Consider the following 21,200-nt stretch of genomic DNA (forward strand, 5'->3'; position numbering starts at 1 on the left):
TGTAGTGTATTTGGTTAAAAATTTCGTTTATTTCTATAATTTTTCACATTCTTGGCGGACATATTTCAGATTTATCTTTAAGCAATAGCGTTTCGTTCATAAAGCGTAATTTGAATTTCATTTAGGAAACATGTAAAATACGAACTGTTTAGCGTAACAAAAAATGTATGTGAAAGAAATCGTATTGAGGAGGTATTACATGGAGAAGAAGCGTTTTAAGTTTGTGATTCCTGTGATGGTAATTGTAGCAATTGGATCTGTTTATATGTTAACGAACTATTATGCAGAGGTACCTGACTTAAACCAACTATTAATAACGATTTGTGCAACACTAATATCGGGCGTACTGGCATACTTTTTATTCCCGCAGCAAGGTGAAAATAAAGTAGATGATCGAGGTCCCTATTAATTATAGTGGAGACATTTAAAAGTTCCCCAAGTAAAACCAACTATTTTTTAAAATTAAAAATCCGCGTTTCGCCTTCTGTGGGTAAAGCATGAGTTGCAACATGTACGAATGTAAGATGTTGTTCCTCATGTCTATTTTCCCTAGAGAGCTATGCGCGGATTTTGTTTTTCAAAAAAATTGTTTTGTTACTGTTTTAAGTTACGGTTTAAACAATTTGAACCAGCCTTTATATTTGAAAAACGCCAACATAAATAACCCAATCAATAGCATAATACCGAGAACGATAAAGTAGCTGTAACGGCCATGTAGTTCAGGCATATTATCAAAATTCATGCCATAAACTCCTGCTATAAATGTTAATGGAATGAAAATGGTGGAGACAATTGTAAGCATCATCATAATGCCATTCATTCGGCTAGAGTTCATAGCCATATAGCTATCACGCATATCTGCGGTCAGCTCACGATTAGATTCGACCATTTCCGTAAGCTTGACTAAATGGTCGTGAATATCCCCGAAGTAGGCTCTTTCTGATTTTTTTAGGGCAAAGCGATAAGAATTAAGTATTCGGTATAATAGGTCGCGCATTGGTAAAATGGTGCGTCGTAAATGGAGCAAATCACTGCGGAATTCAAAAACAATTTGCATCGCATTTACATTACTTTGATAAGTTAATTCATCTTCAAGCGCATTCAAATGGTCCTCAATTTTATAGACGAGAGGGAAATAACTATCAACTATTTTATCAATCGTTTGATAGGTAAGGAAAAAAGTACCGCGTTCCCAATATTTCGGTTGCTCTTCTAAAAGCTTCTGTACTTTATCGATTTCAGGTGCTACATTTTTGTGGAATGTCACAATAAAATGATCGGAAACGAAAATATTTAATTCCTCAGCAATTAACGTTTCTTCATTCAGTTTATGAATAACGAAAAAGTGATAGTCTTCGTAAAAATCCAACTTTGGTCGTTGTAAACGCATTAAGCAGTCTTCAATCGCAAGTGGATGAAAGTGGAAAAATGTATCGAGCAATAATTCTTCTTCAGTAGTTGGGCAACTAAAATCTACCCAATACCATTCGTAATGGTTTTGCTTAATGTTTTCAAGTGGAAAGTCCTTTATTAATTGTTGATCTTTCGTCATGGCCATCGTGCGAATCACGGCATTCACCTCAAATCTGTTTTTCTCATTTTAAATAAGCACGAAGTCTCCCCTCAAAGCGTAAAAAGTAAAAGAAGACATTGGAAACGTCAGATCAAGTACCCGTAGTACTTATAGTACACCACTAAGTTGCAAGGATGCATCAGGAAGGGATGGAACCTTACTCTTTATAGCATATCCAACCACCAAATAATGTCGTTGCAAAAAAACGTGATGGCTGCGTAAAGCCTGCCTGCTGTAGAAGCGTAACAATGTCATCTTCACGCATAAATGAAAGCGAGCGAATGGACTGCTCCATGCTAGCTAAATCAGTAGTGGAAAGTTTTGTGTGCTGCAGCCAATACGCGCGCCAGAGGTCAAATTGTAGCTCTGTTTCAGAAGAGTTAAGCTGTCCATATTTAGAAACAAGTACAAATGGTGCCCCTGATTTTAAATGGCTTGCAATCCCTTTTAATGTAGCAAGCTTCTCCTCATAGGAATCAATAAAATGAAGTACAAGTATACAGCTAGCAGCATCAAACTTTGTTGCAGGGATTGGTGCAGTTAGCATGGTGCCTTGTAGTAATGAAATCGCATTTGGTAGTGAATGTAGACGGTTTTCTGCAATTTCCAACATGGCTTCAGATGGATCGATACCGACAAAGGACCACTGTGGCCTTTGTTCAGCTAACTGTAGTATTTCATTGCCACTGCCTGAACCAACAACTAAAAAACTAGCATTCTCTTGTAAAGCGGATTGATAAAAAGTTTTCGTTAAACGAAGCATCGTATCGTAACTCGGTAAAGTACGACGAATGCCTTTTTCATACTCGTTCGCAAGTGTGCTGTTAAATTCCATCTGTGTATCACATACCTTTCAAATTAATTTTAAAATTGTCGAAACGATTTGAAACTATTTAGCGTATTGCTCCGTAAATAATAGTATTAATAATAAAGACATATTAAAAAGGGAAGGTTGCATATATGGAAACAAAATGGTCTAAGGTCATCATACATGCCAGTGCGTTTTTTGCGCCATTTTTAGTGCCGATTATATTTTTCTTAATTAGTTCGGAAGAAGAAGTGAAAACCGTTTCTGTGCAAGCTTTATTGTTCCAAATCGTAATGGGCGTACTAATTGTCATTGCCATTATTTTAAGTTTTGTATTAATTGGTTTACCTTTCTTACTAGTATTTATCGCTATGGTATACATCGTACCAATTATAGGAATCGTAAAGGCTATTTTAGAGGAACCTTGGCGTTATCCGATTGTTGGTCGCTGGGTATAATTTATAAAGACGCAAGTATATGCAAAAAGCATATGCTTGCGTTTTTTCTATAAGTAAAAGGGTACATTAAAGGATAAGTACGTTTTCGATGGTTAAAATTCTTTTACAAGCCAATTAGCGATAACAATTGCTTTAGACATTTCTCTGTGCGAATTAATTGCAATTATTTTCAAGCGTTTTGTATAATATACTCAAAGATAGTCAAAGATAGTCAAAGTCAGTGAGGTAAGCGAGGTGTATTCCTAACATGCGTAATATTTCAGACATCATAGAAGGCTACTTAAAGCAAGTACTTGAATTAGGTGGAGAAGGGCATATTGAAATTAAACGAAGTGAAATTGCAGATAAATTTCAATGTGTGCCCTCACAAATAAATTATGTAATTAATACAAGATTTACAGCCGAGCGGGGTTACCTTGTTGAAAGTAAACGGGGTGGGGGTGGATACATTCGAATTTTACGTGTCCGTGCAAACTCACAAATTGATTTAATCGATGATGTGCTCCTACAAATTGAAGGTGGAGCCTCGCAAACGGTGGCGGAGGATTTAGTATATCGTTTAATTGATGAGCAGGTTATTTCAAAGCGAGAAGCGAAATTAATGTTAGCAGCGGTTGACCGCTCGACTTTAGATTTGCAGCTACCTTTACGGGATAGCATTCGAGCGAAAATTTTGCGAGCGATGTTAACCACTATAAAATACGAAAAGCAAAAGTAAAGAGGTGAGGGAAATGATTTGCGAACATTGCAAGCAACGCAATGCGACAGTAACTGTGACACAAGTTCAAAATGGGCAGAAGGTGGAGCACCATTATTGCGATGTCTGTGCCTCGCAGTTCCATCCGTTCCATGCAGAGTTTAAACAAGAGCCTGTATCGATTCAACAATTGTTATCCAATTGGTTTGGCTCACCTACATGGCAAAAAGTTGGTGAAAAACAGCAAGCGCCACCTCAGCAACAAACATGTCCACAATGTGGATTTACGTATAAGCGATTTTTAAAAGAAGGTAAATTTGGATGTACCAGTTGCTATGACACATTTAGTGAGCATTTGCCAAAGCTCTTTAATCGCATTCAAGCGGGGCCACAGCATATAGGAAAAATGCCTGGTGCTCGAAGCAATGTTTTTGTCATTAAAAAGCAAATTGAAGATATTCGAAAACGCATGAAGGCCGCTGTTGACGAGGAGCAGTTTGAAGAAGCAGCGAAGCTTCGCGACGAAGCAAAAAATCTCGAACAGCAGCTACAATTCGAAGGTGGTGATGTGACATGATGATTGAATCGTTTTTAGCGCGAGCTACACCTGCATGGATGGAAATGGAGGATGATTATTCAGATATCGTCATCAGTACACGCATTCGGCTTGCTCGAAACTTAGATGGCTATCGTTTCCCTTTAGTTTTTTCAGAAAATGAAGCGTTACAAGTAGAGCAAGCTGTGACACATGCCATTCAAGACAGTCCGAAACTTCAAGAAAGATATTCTTATTTTTCCATAAAAGATTTAACACCGTTACAACGTCAAATTTTAGTTGAAAAGCATTTAATTAGTCCACAGCTTGCGAAAAAAGAGCAAGTCGGTTCCATGTTGCTGTCTGAAGATGAATCAATTTGCATTATGGTGAACGAAGAAGACCATTTACGCATTCAATGTATGACGGCGAGTTTTCAACTTCAGAAGGCATACGAGGAAGCAAATAAAATTGATCGTGCCTTAGAAGGAGCCTTGCCATATGCATTTCGAGATACTTTCGGCTATTTAACAAGTTGCCCAACGAATATTGGTACTGGCTTACGTGCTTCCGTTATGATGCACCTTCCCGCACTTACACTGACAGGTCAGATGAATCAAATTATCAATGCAATGACGCGTTTAGGGATGACTGTCAGGGGTATATACGGTGAAGGTAGCGAAAATTTAGGGAATGTTTACCAAGTATCGAATCAGATTACACTGGGTAAGACAGAAGAAGATATTTTAGCAGACATTCAAAGTGTTGCAGAAAAAATTATTCAAAAAGAACGGCAGGCAAGAAATAAGCTAATGGAAAAAGCGGAACTTGCCTTAGAAGATCGGATATACAGAGCTTTAGGTACATTAACGCATGCACGCATTTTAACAAGTGAGGAAGCGGCGACCTGTCTATCGAATGTACGTTTAGGTGTAGATTTACAGTTGATTGATAATATTAAAGCAACCACATTGAACGAGTGTGTGGTCAGTATGCAACCAGGATTTTTACAGCACTATGCAGGAGAAGCTTTACCACCTGCTGAACGAGATCGAGTTCGAGCAAAAATGCTGCGAGAGGCATTATTTCTCGAAACAATGAGTAAGCCTACTATAGGGGGAAAAGGAGAGGATTCATATGATGTTTAATCGTTTTACACAACGCGCACAAAAAGTATTACAACTTGCACAGGAAGAGGCAATTCGTTGGAAGCACGAATCAATAGGAACAGAGCACATTCTTTTAGGGCTTATTCGTGAAGGCGGTGGTATTGCAGCGAAAGCATTAGAAGCCATCGATATTAGCCCTCAAATGATTGAAGCAGGGATTGAAGAGTTAGTTGGCAAAGGAACAGAGGATGTTGGACCAATCGTTCATTACACACCACGTGCCAAAAAAGTAATTGAACTATCTGTCGATGAGTCACGTAAATTAGGCCATTCCTATATCGGTACGGAGCACTTACTATTAGCGCTTATTCGTGAAGGTGAAGGGGTAGCCGCTCGTGTGTTAAACAATGCAGGTGTAGGCTTAAACAAAGCTCGTCAGCAAGTATTACTGTTGTTAGGTAATAATGATAACGCACAATCTGGACAACAAGCGACGCAGGCTGCAAATACGCCGACTTTAGATAGCTTGGCGCGCGATTTAACTCAAATTGCCCGTGAAGGTTCACTAGACCCTGTGATTGGTCGCAGTAAGGAAATTACACGCGTTATTGAAGTACTATCACGTCGTACGAAAAATAACCCTGTGCTAATTGGTGAGCCAGGTGTAGGTAAAACGGCAATCGCTGAAGGCTTAGCACAACAAATTATTAACAACGAAGTACCAGAAATTTTGCGTGATAAACGTGTTATGACGCTTGATATGGGGACGGTTGTAGCCGGTACTAAATACCGTGGTGAATTTGAGGATCGCTTGAAAAAAGTGATGGATGAAATTCGACAAGCAGGCAATGTTATTTTATTCATTGATGAATTGCATACATTAATTGGTGCTGGGGGAGCAGAAGGTGCAATTGATGCATCAAACATTTTAAAACCATCCCTAGCACGTGGAGAATTACAATGTATTGGTGCTACAACATTAGATGAGTACCGCAAATACATCGAAAAGGATGCAGCGTTAGAGCGCCGCTTCCAACCAATTCAAGTGGATGAACCAACTGTCGAAGAGGCGATTCAAATTATTCACGGTTTACGCGATCGCTATGAGGCACATCACCGTGTGAAAATTACAGATGAAGCAATTGAAGCAGCGGCAAAAATGAGTGATCGTTATATTTCAGACCGCTTCTTGCCTGATAAAGCCATCGACTTAATCGATGAAGCAGGTTCAAAAGTTCGCTTACGTTCATTTGCGGTGCCACCAAACTTAAAAGCACTAGAAGATAAACTTGAAAATGTTCGTTCTGAAAAAAATGCGGCTGTGTCTGGTCAGGAATTTGAAAAGGCTGCTTCGTTAAGAGATACAGAGCAAAAGCTAAAAGACGAAATTGAAACGACACGTAAAACATGGAAAGAAGAACAAGGCAAAGCAGAATCGAAAGTGACAGTTGACGATGTGGCAGCAGTCGTTTCTATGTGGACTGGAATACCAGTAGCTAAAATTGCCCATGAAGAATCAGCTAAACTATTACATCTTGAAGAAGAGTTACACAAGCGCGTTGTTGGTCAAGGCGAGGCAGTCGAGGCAATTTCTCGTGCAATTCGACGTGCAAGAGCTGGTTTAAAAGATCCAAAACGTCCAATCGGTTCATTTATTTTCCTTGGTCCTACAGGGGTGGGGAAAACAGAACTAGCTAGAGCGCTGGCAGAAGTAATGTTTGGTGATGAAGATGCGATGATTCGCGTTGACATGTCTGAATATATGGAGAAACATTCGACTTCACGTTTAGTTGGCTCACCTCCTGGTTATGTAGGCTTTGATGATGGTGGTCAGTTAACAGAAAAAGTTCGACGTAAACCATATTCTGTTGTGCTTCTTGATGAAATTGAGAAAGCTCACCCAGATGTTTTCAATATTTTACTTCAAGTGCTTGAAGATGGTCGGTTAACAGATTCTAAAGGACGTGTCGTTGATTTCCGTAATACGGTTGTTATTATGACTTCAAACGTCGGTGCGGATGCGCTAAAATATCAAAAAAATCTTGGCTTCAGCTTAGGAAGCTCAGAGTCGAAACATAAAGATATGAAGGGCACAATGCTTGAAGAATTGAAAAAAGCATTCCGTCCTGAATTCCTAAACCGTATCGACGAAATGATTGTGTTCCATTCATTAGAAAAAGAACACTTAAAAGAAATCATTTCAATGATGGCCAATACGCTAACAAAACGTCTGCAAGAACAAGATATTACGTTAGAGTTAACAGATGCAGCACTCAATAAAATTGCAGAGGAAGGCTACGACCCTCAATATGGTGCTCGTCCACTCCGTCGTGCATTGCAAAAACAAGTGGAAGACCGTCTATCGGAAGAACTGCTGAAAGGCAATGTAGAAAAAGGAAACCAAGTCGTCATTGATTATGTGAATGATGAATTCGTCGTGAAGAAAAAAGAAGGCGTTTCAATTTCCAAATAAGCGGTTAGCCTATTTAACAAGCATAAATTCGGAAGACAGCGAGGCCTATCGTGCCAAGCTGTCTTTTTTTATGTAAAATGAAAATAAGAACAAATATTCGAGGTGGTATGATGGCGAAGAAAAAAACTAAATTTGTCTGTACAGGTTGTGGCTATGAATCGGCAAAGTGGATGGGACGTTGTCCAGGATGTGGTGAATGGAATAAAATGGTTGAGGAAGTGGAGGTTGTGGCGAAAGGCCCTAGAGGAGCATTCCAACACTCTGCAACCGTCACGCAAAAAGCTGTACCTATTATCCAAGTAGAAGCGGCTGAGGAGTCCCGTGTAGCTACAGAAATGGGTGAGCTCAATCGTGTCTTGGGCGGAGGAATTGTTCCGGGATCTCTAGTGTTAATCGGGGGTGATCCGGGTATAGGAAAATCGACATTGCTATTACAGGTCTCTGCGTTATTGTCCAATAAAGGTCATCGCGTGCTCTATATTTCTGGTGAGGAATCCATTCGACAAACGAAACTACGTGCAGAGCGTTTAGGGGTTGTATCTCAAGAGCTGTATATATATTCGGAGACGAATTTAGAGTTGTTAAATCAAACAATCGACGATGTACAACCAAAGTTTGTTATTGTGGATTCTATCCAAACGGTGTTCCATCCAGAGGTGACAAGTGCGCCAGGTAGTGTATCGCAAGTACGTGAATGTACAGCGGAGCTAATGCGGATAGCGAAAACAAAAGGCATTGCCATTTTCTTAGTTGGACATGTGACGAAGGAAGGGCAAATTGCGGGACCGCGTATTTTAGAGCATATGGTAGATACAGTGTTGTATTTCGAAGGAGAACGACATCATAACCACCGTATTTTACGGAGCCAAAAAAACCGCTTTGGCTCTACAAATGAAATAGCTATCTTTGAAATGCTTCAGGGGGGCTTAAAGGAAGTTTTGAATCCGTCTGAGCTATTTTTACAGGAACGTTCACAAGGTGCAGCAGGTTCAACAATCGTGGCATCGATGGAGGGAACAAGGCCAATTTTAGTAGAAATCCAATCACTTGTAACCCCTACAAGCTTTAATTATCCGAAACGGATGGCAACAGGGGTGGACCAAAACCGTGTGCAATTGCTTATGGCAGTGCTTGAAAAGCGCATGGGCCTCATGTTACAGGCACAAGATGCATATATTAAAGTTGCTGGCGGAGTAAAGCTAGATGAGCCTGCCATTGACTTAGCTGTCTTGACGAGTATTGTGTCTAGCTTTAAGGATCAGGCAGTACGGGGAACAGATTGCTTTATTGGAGAAGTAGGGTTAACAGGAGAAGTTCGCCGTGTCACACGAATTGAACAACGTGTGCTAGAGGCGGCAAAGCTAGGGTTTAAGCGAGCATTTATCCCTGCTTCTAATATTGGCGGTTGGGATTTCCCACAAGGTATTGAAATAGTTGGTGTGGAAACAATTAAAGATGCATTAAATGCCTGCTTTAGAGAGCTTTAAAGACATGCAGTAATGCGTCATCATGTAGCGTCACGCTAGGCGTCTGTTGCTAGATGATGAAATGGTTTCAACTAAAATAAATGCATGTTGGGCGACATCCTAGCATGCATTTTTACTTCATAGGTGCAACAATCATTAATTTCATGAAATTGGATAACAATTTTTGTGGAAATTAGGCATCTCTTAAGCCTTCCATAACGTCCAATAAACTGAAGGAAATTTAATAATGTTTTGATGAGCTCAAAAAAGATTTTCTACAGTAAAATATGTATAATCGAATATAAGAATTGGAGGTGACAGTATGAAAAAATTTATTCAAATTGCTTTTTTACTGATTGGAGGAGCTTTAGGCCTTGTTTTCTTACCGCCATTATACGAATTGCTTCATTTATCATCTAATCCTTGGCTTGATAATCCTTACGTATCAGTTGCTTTAGGTGCGTTTTTACTATTTACATTATCATTTGCTTTTTCCGATTATTTTGTTCGGCTAATTAGCTGGATGGAAGAGGTGCTTTTTAAAGTGCCGGTTGGAGATTTATTATTTGGTACGCTTGGGCTAATTGTAGGACTTATCGTAGCCTATTTCCTAGGCTTTGCGATTGATAGCGTTCAGATTCGCGGTATTTCAGAAGTAATTCCGATTATCTTATCTTTTGTACTTGGATATTTGGGATTCCGTGTAGGTTTTAAAAAGCGAGATGAGTTACTTCAGTTATTTACCTTACGTGGGAATAATGCAAAGAAAAAAGCAGCTGAAGGGATTGACGTTCCAGAAAATCGCGGTAGTTATAAATTGCTAGATACCAGCGTTATTATTGATGGGCGTATAGCGGATATTTCGGAAACAGGTTTTATTGAAGGCGTTTTGGTTGTACCGCAGTTTGTATTAACGGAGCTACAGCATATTGCAGATTCTTCAGATACATTAAAACGTACAAGAGGTCGCCGTGGTTTGGATATATTAAAGAAACTGCAAGATGAACGTATGACAAAAGTAGAAATTACTGAAGAAGATTTTGAAGATGTGCAGGAAGTGGATTTAAAACTTGTACGTCTTGCAAAGAAAATGGATAATGATACACAAATTGTGACGAATGACTTCAACTTGAACAAAGTATGTGAATTACATCAGGTGAAAGTACTGAACATTAATGATTTGGCAAATGCAGTGAAACCAGTTGTGATTCCTGGAGAAGATATGCAAGTGGTCGTTATTAAAGATGGGAAAGAGCATAACCAAGGTGTGGCTTATTTGGATGATGGCACGATGATTGTTGTAGAAGGAGGCCGCAATTATATCGGACAGGCCATTACTGTAACGGTAACGAGCGTTCTACAAACATCTGCAGGTCGAATGATTTTTGCTAAGCCAAAGGACGATTAGGAAGTGGACAATGTGCAGTATGAAGTAGTGCTTCCGGCAGCTGGCAGCGGCAAGCGAATGGGAGCAGGTCAAAATAAATTATTTTTAGAGCTTTTAGAGAAACCGATTTTAATACACACATTAGAGGTATTTGAGCAAGATGAAAACTGTACTGGCATTTGGCTTGCGGTGAAACCAGAAGAACGTGCTGTTATTCAAAAGATGCTAGCGAACTATGGAATCTCTAAAGTCAAAGGCTTACCTGATGGTGGAGCAGAGCGACAGCATTCAGTGCATGCTTGTATGAAAGAAATGGAGCAGGTTGATATTGTTTTAGTGCATGATGCAGCCCGCCCATTTATTACGCACGATATTATTGCAAACCTTGTACAAAGTGCGAATAATTTTGGTGCTGCAATCGCTGGTGTTCGTGCAAAGGACACAATGAAAAAGGTGCGTAATGGCATCATTGAAGAAACGGTGGACCGAGAAAGCTTATGGATGATTCAAACGCCTCAAGCCTTCCGCTTCGATTTGATTGTAGAAGCGGAAGATGTGGCTGAGAAAGTGGGCTTCCTCGGAACAGATGAGGCGATGTTAGTCGAGCGACTTGGTCATGAGGTGCACATTGTTGAAAGCAACTATGAAAACGTAAAGATGACAACAAAAGAAGATTTACTTTTTGGTGAAGCCATTTTACGTAAACGAGCGTTGGAGAATAATGTATAATCGCTTTAAAATCTCATCAGCAGAAGTAGCTGATGAGGTTTTTTTATACGATGGTAAACAAACTATAATATGTGGACTATAGTCGTTACGGACAGCTCAATTTCCTAGGAAATATGTTAAACTGTCTATAAATAGAAAATGAAAAAGGCAGGTGAATGCTGTTGCAATGGTCACTGTTGTAACGGCAGTATTGTATGTTTCGAGTAGGACAAGGTTTTGACGTACATGCATTTGAAGAAGGGCGTCCATTAATTATTGGTGGTATTACAATACCGCATGAAAAGGGTCTAGTAGGGCATTCGGATGCGGATGTCTTATTGCACACAGTAACTGATGCTGCGCTGGGGGCGATTGGAGAAGGGGATATTGGGCGACATTTTCCAGATACAGACCCAGAATGGAAAGATGCTGATTCAGCAAAGTTGCTAGAGTATATTTGGAAAATCGTTGAGGACAAAGGCTATGTGCTTGGCAATGTTGACTGCACAATTATGGCGCAACGTCCGAAAATGGCGCCTTATATTGAACAAATGAGAAATCGCATTGCAACTCTATTAAACGCTGATGCATCACAAGTAAATGTAAAAGCGACAACTACTGAACGACTTGGCTTTACAGGACGTGAAGAAGGCATTGCTTCAATGGCAACAATTTTACTGATTAAAAAATAAAAAAATGGCGCGTGTCCACTTGAAAAACACGCGCTACTTTAATTTCCTATACTACAGTGGTAAAATGAACAAAGTTAATAAGGTCGGAATTATTTTCAGACGAATATTTAGGAGGCATTTAATTATGACGAAAGAAGTTCGCGTTCGTTACGCGCCATCACCAACTGGATTTTTACATATTGGCGGTGCACGTACTGCGCTATTCAACTATTTATATGCAAAACATCATAACGGTAAATTCATCGTGCGTATTGAAGATACGGATATTGAGCGTAATGTAGAAGGTGGAGAAGCGTCTCAGTTAGATAACTTAAAATGGTTAGGTATCGAATATGACGAATCCATCGACATTGGTGGGCCGTATGCACCTTATCGTCAAATGGAACGCTTAGATATTTACAAAGAGCATGCTGAAAAGTTATTACAACAAGGCACAGCGTATAAATGTTTCTGTTCATCAGAAAAATTAGAAGCGTCTCGTGAAGAACAAAAAGCTCGTGGTGTTGCAGCACCTACTTATGATGGAACTTGCCGTCATTTATCAGCGGAAGAAGTAGCGGCTAAAGAAGCGGCTGGCGAACAATATACAATTCGTATGCGTGTACCTGAAAACGTAACATATGAATTTGAGGATTTAGTACGTGGACATGTAGCGTTCGAATCGAAAGATGTGGGCGACTGGGTACTTGTGAAAGCAAACGGTATTCCAACTTACAATTACGCAGTAGTATTAGATGACCACTTTATGGAAATCTCACATGTGTTCCGTGGTGAAGAGCATTTATCAAATACACCAAAACAAATGATGGTCTTCGATGCATTTGGCTGGGAGTATCCTCGCTTTGGGCATATGACATTAATCATCAACGAAAATCGCAAAAAGCTATCAAAACGAGACGAGTCCATTATCCAATTCGTAACGCAATATAAAGACCTTGGTTACTTACCAGAAGCGATGTTTAATTTCTTTGCTTTACTTGGTTGGTCTCCTGAAGGTGAAGAAGAGATTTTCTCTAAAGAAGAATTTATTAAAATCTTTGATGAGAAGCGTTTATCGAAATCACCATCGATGTTTGATAAGCAAAAGCTGACTTGGATGAATAATCAATACATCAAAAAATTATCTTTAGAAGAAGTAGTGGCATTATCTTTACCGCACTTACAAAAAGCAGGCTTATTACCAGAAGAGTTAACAGCAGAAGAGCGCGCTTGGGCAACAGATTTAATCGCACTTTATCATGAACAAATGAGCTTTGGTGCTGAAATCGTGGAACTGTCAAGCCTATTCTTTAACGATCATATTGAATATGATGAAGAAGCAAAAGCCGTTTTAGCTGGCGAGCAAGTACCAGAGGTAATGGCTGCATTTAAAGCACAACTTGAAAATTTAGAAGAATTTACACCTGAAACTGTCAAAGCAGCTATCAAAGCTGTACAAAAAGAGACAGGTCATAAAGGTAAAAATCTGTTTATGCCAATACGTGTTGTGACGACTGGTGAAACACATGGTCCAGAGTTACCAAATGCGATTTGTTTAATTGGTAAAGAGAAAACAATTGACCGTGTAGAAAAATACGCGAAGTAATAGAATTTTATTGACAATTTATATTGTCGATGTAAAATGAATGTACATTGTGAAAGCGTTGATAAGGAGAAGTACGTAGCGCATGCTCTAAAGAGAGGACCATCACCGGCTGAAAGTGGTCTGAGCCAAGGCAAAACCGAAATGCACCTTTGAGCATAGAGCTGAACATTAGTAGGCTCTATCGGTTCGTTCCCGTTATAGGACGTCCAAAGTGGAAGGCTTTTGCCTTCAATCAGAGTGGAACCGCGCAAATTTCAGCGTCTCTGTCATTCCTTTATGGGAATGATAGGGGCGCTTTTTATTTTTTTAAAAAATTCATGTGTTAGATGTAAGAGGGCAATCATTACTAATAACAATAGGTTTTAAGGCTATTCATTGTGCGGGGTGTAGGATTTAAGGTCGCAAGGTTGAGGTCATGACACACATTGTAACGAAAAGGGGGAGTTTTAATGTTTAAAAGAATGAAGGAAGATGTAGATACTATTTTTGAGAATGACCCAGCGGCGCGCAGTGTACTGGAAGTCGTGTTAACATATTCAGGCTTGCATGCTACATGGGCGCATCGTATTGCACACTGGTTTTTTAAAAGACGTTTTTATTTTATCGCACGTGTAATTTCACAAATTAGTCGTTTCTTTACAGGAATTGAAATACATCCTGGTGCTAAAATTGGTCGACGCTTCTTTATCGACCATGGGATGGGAGTAGTTATAGGGGAAACGTGTGAAATAGGCGATAATGTTACCCTTTATCAAGGTGTTACACTAGGTGGTACAGGGAAAGAAAAAGGAAAGCGCCATCCGACATTAGAAGATAATGTGTTAGTTGCCACTGGTGCCAAAGTATTGGGTTCTATTACAATTGGTGAGAATAGTAAAATTGGCGCAGGTTCAGTCGTTTTAAAAGAAGTGCCACCGAACGCTACGGTAGTAGGGATTCCTGGTAAAGTTGTGATGAAAGATGGTGTTCGTTTAGAGAAAAAACTAGACCATCAAAATATTCCTGACCCTGTAGAGGAACGTTGCCAAGGTTTCGAGAAGCAAATCGCAGCATTGCAAGAAGAAATCGGGCGCTTACAAAAGGAGAGAGAAAAACAATGAGTATTCAAATTTTTAACTCATTAACAAGACAAAAAGAAACGTTCGTACCGCTAGAAGAAGGAAAAGTTAAAATGTATGTTTGCGGTCCGACGGTTTATAACTATATTCATATTGGGAATTCACGTCCTGTCATTGTTTATGATACGGTTCGACGCTATTTCCAATATAAAGGTTACGATGTGAAATTCGTCTCTAATTTCACGGATGTCGACGATAAGATTATTAAAGCAGCTAATGAGCTCGGTGAGGAAGTTCATGAACTTACAGATCGTTTCATTGCCGCATATTTTGAAGATGTGACTGCATTAGGTTGCAAAAAGGCAGATGTCCATCCTCGTGTAACGGATCACATGGATGATATTATTGACTTTATTAAAGTGTTAATCGACAAAGGTTATGCATATGAGTCAGCGGGCGATGTCTATTACCGAACTCGAAAATTCAATGGTTACGGTAAATTATCACATCAATCGGTAGATGATTTAAAAATTGGTGCACGTATCGAAGCAGGCGAGAAAAAGGATGATGCATTAGATTTCGCATTATGGAAAGCGGCAAAGCCTGGCGAAATCTATTGGGAAAGTCCTTGGGGCAACGGCCGTCCGGGATGGCATATTGAATGCTCTGTGATGGCGCGTGAGCATTTAGGTGATACAATTGATATACATGCAGGTGGTCAAGATTTAACATTCCCGCATCATGAAAATGAAATAGCGCAATCCGAAGCGCATAATGATACAACATTTGCGCGTTACTGGATGCATAATGGATATATTAATATCGATAATGAAAAAATGTCAAAATCCCTTGGTAATTTTGTGCTCGTGAACGATATCCGTAAACAAATCGACCCGCAAATTTTACGATTCTTTATGTTATCTGTTCACTATCGCCACCCAATTAACTTTGCAAAGGATTTAGTAGATGCTGCAGCAACAGGTTTAGAGCGTATTCGTACTGCATACAACAATGTGAAGTACCGCCTATCTGCAACTGCAAGTCTCGGCGATTGCTCAGAGGAATGGCTCCGTCAAATTGCTCAACAAAAGGCACAGTTTGAGGAAGCGATGGATGATGATTTCAATACGGCGAATGCTATTTCAGTATTATTTGAATTAGCGCGTATTGCAAATATTTACTTAAATGAAACAAATACGGATGAGAAAGTGTTATTAACTTTTATTGAAACTTTTGAGGTATTAGGTGACGTCTTAGGTATTGAATTTGCTAAAGAAGCTGAACTACTGGACGAAGAAATTGAAGCATTGTTGCAAGAACGCGTAGAAGCGCGCAAAAACCGTGACTTTGCCCGTTCAGATGAAATTCGTGACCATTTACAAGCGCAAGGTATCATTTTAGAAGATACACGCCAAGGGACAAGATGGAAACGAGGGTAAGTAACTTGGATAAACTCCGAAATGAAGATGTGAAGCAATTAAATGCATTAGCGCTTGCATATATGGGAGATGCGGTTTTAGAACAGAAGGTACGGGAGTATTTACTGCGTAGCGGACGCGTAAAACCGAACACACTCCATAGAGAAGCAACGCATTATGTATCAGCAAAGGCACAGTCAACAATTGTACATCGCATGATGGATGAAAACTTTTTAACAGAGCAGGAATTGGCAGTGTTCCGACGTGGACGCAATGCCAAATCCGGTTCTGTTCCCAAAAATACAGATGTACAAACTTATCGCAATAGTTCAGGCTTTGAAGCGGTACTTGGAAGCTTGTACTTACTAGGTGAATTAGAACGCGTTTATGCCATCATTGCATACGCTATTCAAATAATCGAGGAATTAAAAGGAGTGTCAAAATAATGGCAGAACAAAATGGTGAAATTATTGCCGGTAAAAACCCAGTGTTAGAAGCACTTCGTTCAGGCCGCGATATGAATAAAGTATGGATTGCAGAAGGTGTAAAAAAATCAGGGGTCAATGAACTACTTGATTTAGCGCGCGAACGAGGCATCATTGTACAGTTTGTACCGAAAAAAAAGGTCGATCAATTATCAGATGCTAACCATCAAGGAATTGTGGCATCTGTAGCAGCATATAGCTATGCAGAGCTAGACGATTTATTTGCAGCGGCACAAAACAAACAAGAAGATCCATTTTTCTTAATTTTAGATGAGTTAGAAGACCCGCATAATTTAGGCTCTATTATGCGAACTGCAGATGCAATTGGCGTACATGGTATTATTATTCCAAAGCGTCGCTCAGTGAGCTTAACAGCAGTTGTGGCGAAAGCGTCAACAGGCGCCATCGAGCATGTACCTGTCGTGCGTGTTAATAACCTAGCCCAAATAGTCGATGAGTTAAAAGAACGTGGCGTATGGATTGCTGGTACGGATGCAAAAGGCTCTGCGGATTATCGCAAAATGGATGCAACTCTACCGCTTGCTATTATTATTGGTAGTGAGGGTAAAGGGATGGGGCGCCTACTAAAAGAGAAATGTGACTTTTTATATCATCTGCCTATGGTTGGGCATGTCACATCATTAAATGCTTCTGTAGCTGCGGCGCTTTTAATGTATGAAGTGTATCGTAAACGTCAAGAAGCGAATGACTAACGATGAAGAACATTTTGCTTGTTGACGGCTATAATATGATCGGAGCTTGGAAAGAGCTACGTCCATTACGTGACACGAACTTTGAAGATGCACGTAAGCGTCTAATTGAGCTTATGGCAGAATATAAAGCGGCGATAGGGTGGCGCGTGATAGTTGTTTTTGACGCCCATCTTGTGCCGGGCGTGGAGCAATCTTATATAGAAAATGGCGTCGAGATTATTTATACAAGGAAAAATGAAACAGCAGATGAACGCATTGAAAAGATGACACAAGAACTAAAAGCAAGACATATTCAAATTCATGTGGCGACTTCCGATATGGCTGAACAAAGTGTTATCTTTGGCAATGGTGCACTACGCAAATCGGCAAGAGAGCTTGAAATTGATTTAAGCATTATACAACATAAAATTTCTCATGATGTAAAACGTAAGCAGGATAGCAAGCCACCTTCACGCATAGAGCTAAAGCCAGATGTGGCACTTGCTTTTGAAAAATGGCGCCGTGGTTTGAAATGATTGATTGACTGATATTTTCCAATTCCGTTATACTGTTCCTAATTATCTGTTGCAGCTGAGGTGATACCATGTTTAAAAATAGTATTGTACAAGTGACACAAGATTTTGAACGATTCAATGATGAAGAGCTTATTGAAATGGTGCATCAAGGTAATACAGATGCGTTGGATTTTTTAATTACAAAATACCGTTTGCTAGTAAGAGCAAAGGCGAGATCCTATTTTTTGATTGGTGCTGATAAAGAAGACATTGTACAAGAAGGAATGATTGGCTTGTATAAAGCTGTCCGTGATTTTAAAGGGGACAAGCTAGCTTCTTTTCGGGCTTTTGCGGAGTTATGTATTACAAGACAAATTATTACCGCTATTAAAACAGCAACAAGGCAAAAACACATTCCACTCAATTCCTATGTTTCGTTAGACAAGCCTATTTTTGATGAGGAATCTGATCGTACATTAATGGATGTATTAACAGGTGCGATTATGGATGATCCAGAAGAGTTAATGATTCATAGAGAAGAGTTTGGTTATTTAGAAGAAAAAATGAGTGAGATTTTAAGTGAATTAGAGCTACAAGTGCTAGCACTATACTTAGATGGGCAATCCTATCATGAAATTTCCGCGAAATTGAATCGTCATGTGAAGTCAATTGACAATGCTTTGCAACGAGTAAAGCGGAAATTAGAGCGACATTTAGTGCTCGAGGAAATGTCGTAGAGGTCACTTACCCTTGTTGACATTGACAATTTTAGGTGTTAGTCTTTAAAAGACAAAGTGCCAAAAAAGGTGATTACATGACAAAGAAAGTCGTGCTAAATTGTGAAAAATGCGGTTCGAGAAATTACACATTTCCTGCTAAGGGAGATTCTACTGTACGCCTCGAATTAAAGAAATTTTGCTCGCATTGCAATGAACATACAGTGCATAAACAAACGCTATAAAATATTTTGTAAATAGACAGATATGATTGATTCGGAGGTTAGGCTAGAATGGGTAAGATTAAAAGTTTTTTCAGCGACGTAATGTCGGAAATGCGAAAAACTAGCTGGCCAAAAAGTAAAGAACTGACGAAATATACAGTCGTTGTAATTTCAACTGTAGTAATTATGGCTTTATTTTTTGTGTTAGTAGACTTAGGTATTTCATCATTATTCCGCTGGTACTTAGATTTATAATTATAAAAAAGCATGTTAATACTTTTGAAAATAGCCCGTCCTTTCCAATAACGGGTTTTTTCGTTTGTTTTATGAAGTAAAGAGCAGTAAAATGTTCTCATTATGATAAGCGTGCTACTGGTAAAAGTATGTTGGTAGCGATAGATGACTATGCTAATTAGGTATTTATCATCGGGCTTTCGCTTGCTATGGCGAAAGCTATGTTTTTCTATTGAGAAGCTTGTGAAAAGAATAAAGGATGCAAAATTGCATATCGCGATCATTTTCACTTTTATTAGTAAGGGAGGGACGGACGAGTAGTCCTAGCAGTTATGGAGAAAAATTGGTATGTTGTTCATACGTATTCAGGGTATGAGAACCGTGTAAAAGCAAACCTAGAAAAACGTGTTGAAACAATGGGGATGCAAGATAAAATCTTCCGTGTTATTGTGCCTGAGCATGAGGAAACAGAAATGAAAGACGGCAAAAAGCGCACAATGATGCGTAAAGTTTTCCCTGGTTATGTCCTAGTAGAACTAATTATGACAGATGATTCTTGGTATGTTGTACGTAATACACCAGGAGTAACTGGCTTTATCGGTTCATCAGGTGGTGGAGCAAAACCAACACCGCTATTACCAGAGGAAGCGGATCGTTTATTACAACAAATGGGCATGACAGAAAAAGTTGTTGAAATTGATATCACAGTTGGTGAAGCGGTTGAAGTATTAGAAGGACCGTTTGCACACTTCCAAGGGCGTGTTGAAGAAATTGACGCTGAAAAAGGAAAACTGAAAGTATCTGTAGATATGTTTGGTCGCGAAACAATTATGGAACTGGATTTTGAGCAAATTCAAAAATTATAATTTAAAATTCTAGTAACTAATTCGTGTATGGTTGAGCGTATAACGCAAATTTTGTTAATTACTACTTGCTTAAAAAAATTAAAAGTGGTATCATTTCAAAGGTCAGACTGTCAAACTTCGGTTGACGTCTGTAATGATAATTTTAATGTTATCGGCACTTAGCTGACAGACAGATATTGAGTGGGAGGGGCAACCCAATTACCACATCACGGACTTAAGGAGGTGTGTCTCGTGGCTAAAAAAGTTATTAAAGTTGTTAAACTTCAAATCCCTGCTGGTAAAGCAAACCCAGCTCCACCGGTTGGTCCTGCATTAGGTCAAGCAGGTGTGAACATCATGGGATTCTGTAAAGAGTTCAATGCGCGTACTGCTGATCAAGCTGGTCTTATTATTCCGGTTGAAATTTCAGTATTCGAGGACCGTTCTTTCACTTTCATTACGAAAACTCCACCTGCAGCAGTTTTACTTAAAGTAGCAGCTGCTATCCAATCTGGATCTGGTGAACCAAACCGTAAAAAAGTTGCAACGGTTAAACGTGATAAAGTTCGCGAAATCGCTGAAACTAAAATGCCAGACCTTAACGCTGCTTCAGTTGAAGCTGCTATGTTAATGGTTGAAGGTACTGCACGAAGCATGGGTATTGTTATCGAAGACTAATTCCCATTTACTTGATGTTTTTGTTTTTTGGAAGGTTGCGGAGTTTCTTTGTGAACGCGCAACCTTTATTCGTGGGAGGTAAAATCCGCTATAACCACAATCAAGGAGGAAATATATAATGGCTAAAAAAGGTAAAAAACTGCAAGATGCAGCAAAATTAATCGATCGTAACAACGTATACGGCGCACAAGAAGCAATTGAACTTGCTCAAAAAACTAGCACAGTAAACTTCGACGCTACTGTAGAAGTTGCTTTCCGTTTAGGAATCGATACTCGTAAAAACGACCAACAAATCCGTGGTGCAGTAGTGCTACCAAACGGTACTGGTAAAACTCAACGCGTATTAGTTTTCGCTAAAGGTGAAAAACTTAAAGAAGCAGAAGCTGCTGGCGCTGACTATGTAGGCGATGCAGAGTACATCCAAAAAATCCAACAAGGTTGGTTTGACTTCGATGTAATCGTAGCAACTCCTGACATGATGGGTGAAGTTGGTAAACTTGGTCGCGTATTAGGACCTAAAGGCTTAATGCCAAACCCTAAAACTGGTACAGTTACATTTGATGTAACAAAAGCAATCGAAGAAATCAAAGCTGGTAAAGTAGAATACCGCGCTGACAAAGCTGGTATTATCCACGCTCCTATCGGTAAAGTTTCTTTCGCAACAGAAAAACTTGTAGAAAACTTCTTAACTGTATTTGACGTTGTTCAAAAAGCAAAACCTGCTGCAGCTAAAGGTACTTACATGAAATCTGTAAATGTTACAACTACAATGGGCCCAGCTGTTAAAATTGACGCTGCTAACGTAGTAGTAAAATAATTAATTAATTAATTTATATAAATCGGT

The 21,200-nt window shown here is 39.4% G+C and carries 24 protein-coding genes and 1 other annotated feature; of the genes, 22 read left to right on the plus strand and 2 right to left on the minus strand.

What is annotated here, in order from left to right; translation table 11 throughout:
* The first annotated feature begins 199 nt into the window (after positions 1 to 199).
* Positions 200 to 409, plus strand: a complete 210-nt coding sequence (locus C9J37_RS08150; protein WP_024364404.1) for a hypothetical protein — start codon at positions 200 to 202, stop codon at positions 407 to 409.
* A gap of 198 nt (positions 410 to 607) precedes the next feature.
* Here the strand turns inward: C9J37_RS08150 and corA are convergent, their stop codons facing one another.
* Positions 608 to 1,570 carry a magnesium/cobalt transporter CorA gene (corA, locus tag C9J37_RS08155; RefSeq protein ID WP_107894978.1) on the minus strand — a complete coding sequence of 321 codons (963 nt, stop codon included), beginning with the start codon at positions 1,568 to 1,570 and terminating at the stop codon, positions 608 to 610.
* A 160-nt stretch (positions 1,571 to 1,730) separates the two neighbouring features.
* Positions 1,731 to 2,408: a class I SAM-dependent methyltransferase gene (locus C9J37_RS08160; protein ID WP_107894979.1), complete on the minus strand. Its 678-nt coding sequence runs from the start codon at positions 2,406 to 2,408 to the stop codon at positions 1,731 to 1,733.
* Between the two features lie 125 nt (positions 2,409 to 2,533).
* On the opposite strand from C9J37_RS08160, the gene C9J37_RS08165 reads away from it, so the two are divergent.
* From C9J37_RS08165 to rplA, 21 genes are all read left to right on the plus strand, one after another.
* Positions 2,534 to 2,839 carry a DUF4870 domain-containing protein gene (locus tag C9J37_RS08165; protein WP_107894980.1) on the plus strand — a complete coding sequence of 102 codons (306 nt, stop codon included), beginning with the start codon at positions 2,534 to 2,536 and terminating at the stop codon, positions 2,837 to 2,839.
* A 247-nt stretch (positions 2,840 to 3,086) separates the two neighbouring features.
* A complete protein-coding gene (locus tag C9J37_RS08170; protein WP_024364400.1) occupies positions 3,087 to 3,557 on the plus strand; it encodes a CtsR family transcriptional regulator in 471 nt (156 codons plus the stop codon).
* A 13-nt stretch (positions 3,558 to 3,570) separates the two neighbouring features.
* Complete coding sequence (locus C9J37_RS08175) at positions 3,571 to 4,113, plus strand: UvrB/UvrC motif-containing protein (RefSeq protein ID WP_107894981.1); 543 nt, start codon at positions 3,571 to 3,573, stop codon at positions 4,111 to 4,113.
* Positions 4,110 to 5,219, plus strand: a complete 1,110-nt coding sequence (locus tag C9J37_RS08180; RefSeq protein ID WP_107894982.1) for a protein-arginine kinase McsB — start codon at positions 4,110 to 4,112, stop codon at positions 5,217 to 5,219. The genes C9J37_RS08175 and C9J37_RS08180 overlap by 4 nt, the downstream gene beginning before the upstream one ends.
* Positions 5,209 to 7,653, plus strand: coding sequence for an ATP-dependent Clp protease ATP-binding subunit (locus C9J37_RS08185; RefSeq protein ID WP_107894983.1), 2,445 nt, complete (start codon positions 5,209 to 5,211; stop codon positions 7,651 to 7,653). Before C9J37_RS08180 ends, C9J37_RS08185 begins: the two co-directional genes overlap by 11 nt.
* 110 nt (positions 7,654 to 7,763) lie before the next feature.
* Complete coding sequence (gene radA, locus C9J37_RS08190) at positions 7,764 to 9,140, plus strand: DNA repair protein RadA (RefSeq protein ID WP_024364396.1); 1,377 nt, start codon at positions 7,764 to 7,766, stop codon at positions 9,138 to 9,140.
* Positions 9,141 to 9,441: 301 nt separating this feature from the next.
* Positions 9,442 to 10,527, plus strand: a complete 1,086-nt coding sequence (locus C9J37_RS08195; RefSeq protein ID WP_024364395.1) for a PIN/TRAM domain-containing protein — start codon at positions 9,442 to 9,444, stop codon at positions 10,525 to 10,527.
* Between the two features lie 12 nt (positions 10,528 to 10,539).
* Entirely contained in the window at positions 10,540 to 11,235 is a 696-nt protein-coding gene (gene ispD, locus C9J37_RS08200) for a 2-C-methyl-D-erythritol 4-phosphate cytidylyltransferase (RefSeq protein ID WP_025220850.1), read from the plus strand.
* Between the two features lie 194 nt (positions 11,236 to 11,429).
* Entirely contained in the window at positions 11,430 to 11,906 is a 477-nt protein-coding gene (gene ispF, locus C9J37_RS08205) for a 2-C-methyl-D-erythritol 2,4-cyclodiphosphate synthase (protein WP_024364393.1), read from the plus strand.
* A gap of 124 nt (positions 11,907 to 12,030) precedes the next feature.
* Positions 12,031 to 13,491, plus strand: coding sequence for a glutamate--tRNA ligase (gltX, locus tag C9J37_RS08210; RefSeq protein ID WP_211356756.1), 1,461 nt, complete (start codon positions 12,031 to 12,033; stop codon positions 13,489 to 13,491).
* 49 nt (positions 13,492 to 13,540) lie between these two features.
* Positions 13,541 to 13,759, plus strand: a binding site (T-box leader).
* A 181-nt stretch (positions 13,760 to 13,940) separates the two neighbouring features.
* Complete coding sequence (epsC, locus tag C9J37_RS08215; RefSeq protein WP_024364391.1) at positions 13,941 to 14,591, plus strand: serine O-acetyltransferase EpsC; 651 nt, start codon at positions 13,941 to 13,943, stop codon at positions 14,589 to 14,591.
* On the plus strand, positions 14,588 to 15,988 hold the full coding sequence (gene cysS, locus C9J37_RS08220; protein ID WP_025220848.1) for a cysteine--tRNA ligase: 1,401 nt from the start codon (positions 14,588 to 14,590) through the stop codon (positions 15,986 to 15,988). Before epsC ends, cysS begins: the two co-directional genes overlap by 4 nt.
* A gap of 5 nt (positions 15,989 to 15,993) precedes the next feature.
* The gene (locus C9J37_RS08225; protein WP_024364389.1) at positions 15,994 to 16,413 is read left to right on the plus strand and encodes a Mini-ribonuclease 3; all 420 of its coding nucleotides are present in this window, start codon (positions 15,994 to 15,996) and stop codon (positions 16,411 to 16,413) included.
* Positions 16,413 to 17,165, plus strand: coding sequence for a 23S rRNA (guanosine(2251)-2'-O)-methyltransferase RlmB (gene rlmB, locus C9J37_RS08230; RefSeq protein WP_107894985.1), 753 nt, complete (start codon positions 16,413 to 16,415; stop codon positions 17,163 to 17,165). Before C9J37_RS08225 ends, rlmB begins: the two co-directional genes overlap by 1 nt.
* A gap of 2 nt (positions 17,166 to 17,167) precedes the next feature.
* Positions 17,168 to 17,680 carry an NYN domain-containing protein gene (locus tag C9J37_RS08235; protein ID WP_024364387.1) on the plus strand — a complete coding sequence of 171 codons (513 nt, stop codon included), beginning with the start codon at positions 17,168 to 17,170 and terminating at the stop codon, positions 17,678 to 17,680.
* 68 nt (positions 17,681 to 17,748) lie between these two features.
* Positions 17,749 to 18,396, plus strand: a complete 648-nt coding sequence (sigH, locus tag C9J37_RS08240) for an RNA polymerase sporulation sigma factor SigH (protein ID WP_024364386.1) — start codon at positions 17,749 to 17,751, stop codon at positions 18,394 to 18,396.
* Positions 18,397 to 18,473: 77 nt separating this feature from the next.
* Positions 18,474 to 18,620, plus strand: a complete 147-nt coding sequence (rpmG, locus tag C9J37_RS08245; RefSeq protein ID WP_080653390.1) for a 50S ribosomal protein L33 — start codon at positions 18,474 to 18,476, stop codon at positions 18,618 to 18,620.
* Between the two features lie 48 nt (positions 18,621 to 18,668).
* Positions 18,669 to 18,854, plus strand: a complete 186-nt coding sequence (secE, locus tag C9J37_RS08250; RefSeq protein ID WP_004233589.1) for a preprotein translocase subunit SecE — start codon at positions 18,669 to 18,671, stop codon at positions 18,852 to 18,854.
* 311 nt (positions 18,855 to 19,165) lie between these two features.
* A complete protein-coding gene (nusG, locus tag C9J37_RS08255) occupies positions 19,166 to 19,699 on the plus strand; it encodes a transcription termination/antitermination protein NusG (RefSeq protein ID WP_069514311.1) in 534 nt (177 codons plus the stop codon).
* A gap of 231 nt (positions 19,700 to 19,930) precedes the next feature.
* Positions 19,931 to 20,356: a 50S ribosomal protein L11 gene (gene rplK, locus C9J37_RS08260; protein ID WP_137067799.1), complete on the plus strand. Its 426-nt coding sequence runs from the start codon at positions 19,931 to 19,933 to the stop codon at positions 20,354 to 20,356.
* 118 nt (positions 20,357 to 20,474) lie between these two features.
* A complete protein-coding gene (rplA, locus tag C9J37_RS08265; protein WP_024364384.1) occupies positions 20,475 to 21,173 on the plus strand; it encodes a 50S ribosomal protein L1 in 699 nt (232 codons plus the stop codon).
* Positions 21,174 to 21,200: the final 27 nt, after the last annotated feature.

The sequence above is a fragment of the Lysinibacillus mangiferihumi genome (assembly GCF_003049665.1).
GTDB lineage: Bacteria > Bacillota > Bacilli > Bacillales_A > Planococcaceae > Lysinibacillus > Lysinibacillus mangiferihumi.

Coding starts and splice junctions, on each gene's coding strand:
- secE (WP_004233589.1), top strand. CDS start 18,669: ATGGGTAAGATTAAAAGTTTTTTCAGCGACGTAATGTCGGAAATGCGA.
- rlmB (WP_107894985.1), top strand. CDS start 16,413: ATGGCAGAACAAAATGGTGAAATTATTGCCGGTAAAAACCCAGTGTTA.
- nusG (WP_069514311.1), top strand. CDS start 19,166: ATGGAGAAAAATTGGTATGTTGTTCATACGTATTCAGGGTATGAGAAC.
- C9J37_RS08180 (WP_107894982.1), top strand. CDS start 4,110: ATGATGATTGAATCGTTTTTAGCGCGAGCTACACCTGCATGGATGGAA.
- radA (WP_024364396.1), top strand. CDS start 7,764: ATGGCGAAGAAAAAAACTAAATTTGTCTGTACAGGTTGTGGCTATGAA.
- C9J37_RS08165 (WP_107894980.1), top strand. CDS start 2,534: ATGGAAACAAAATGGTCTAAGGTCATCATACATGCCAGTGCGTTTTTT.
- rpmG (WP_080653390.1), top strand. CDS start 18,474: ATGACAAAGAAAGTCGTGCTAAATTGTGAAAAATGCGGTTCGAGAAAT.
- cysS (WP_025220848.1), top strand. CDS start 14,588: ATGAGTATTCAAATTTTTAACTCATTAACAAGACAAAAAGAAACGTTC.
- C9J37_RS08175 (WP_107894981.1), top strand. CDS start 3,571: ATGATTTGCGAACATTGCAAGCAACGCAATGCGACAGTAACTGTGACA.
- C9J37_RS08185 (WP_107894983.1), top strand. CDS start 5,209: ATGATGTTTAATCGTTTTACACAACGCGCACAAAAAGTATTACAACTT.
- ispF (WP_024364393.1), top strand. CDS start 11,430: ATGTTTCGAGTAGGACAAGGTTTTGACGTACATGCATTTGAAGAAGGG.
- C9J37_RS08235 (WP_024364387.1), top strand. CDS start 17,168: ATGAAGAACATTTTGCTTGTTGACGGCTATAATATGATCGGAGCTTGG.
- C9J37_RS08150 (WP_024364404.1), top strand. CDS start 200: ATGGAGAAGAAGCGTTTTAAGTTTGTGATTCCTGTGATGGTAATTGTA.
- gltX (WP_211356756.1), top strand. CDS start 12,031: ATGACGAAAGAAGTTCGCGTTCGTTACGCGCCATCACCAACTGGATTT.
- rplA (WP_024364384.1), top strand. CDS start 20,475: ATGGCTAAAAAAGGTAAAAAACTGCAAGATGCAGCAAAATTAATCGAT.
- C9J37_RS08195 (WP_024364395.1), top strand. CDS start 9,442: ATGAAAAAATTTATTCAAATTGCTTTTTTACTGATTGGAGGAGCTTTA.
- C9J37_RS08160 (WP_107894979.1), bottom strand. CDS start 2,408: ATGGAATTTAACAGCACACTTGCGAACGAGTATGAAAAAGGCATTCGT.
- sigH (WP_024364386.1), top strand. CDS start 17,749: ATGTTTAAAAATAGTATTGTACAAGTGACACAAGATTTTGAACGATTC.
- epsC (WP_024364391.1), top strand. CDS start 13,941: ATGTTTAAAAGAATGAAGGAAGATGTAGATACTATTTTTGAGAATGAC.
- C9J37_RS08170 (WP_024364400.1), top strand. CDS start 3,087: ATGCGTAATATTTCAGACATCATAGAAGGCTACTTAAAGCAAGTACTT.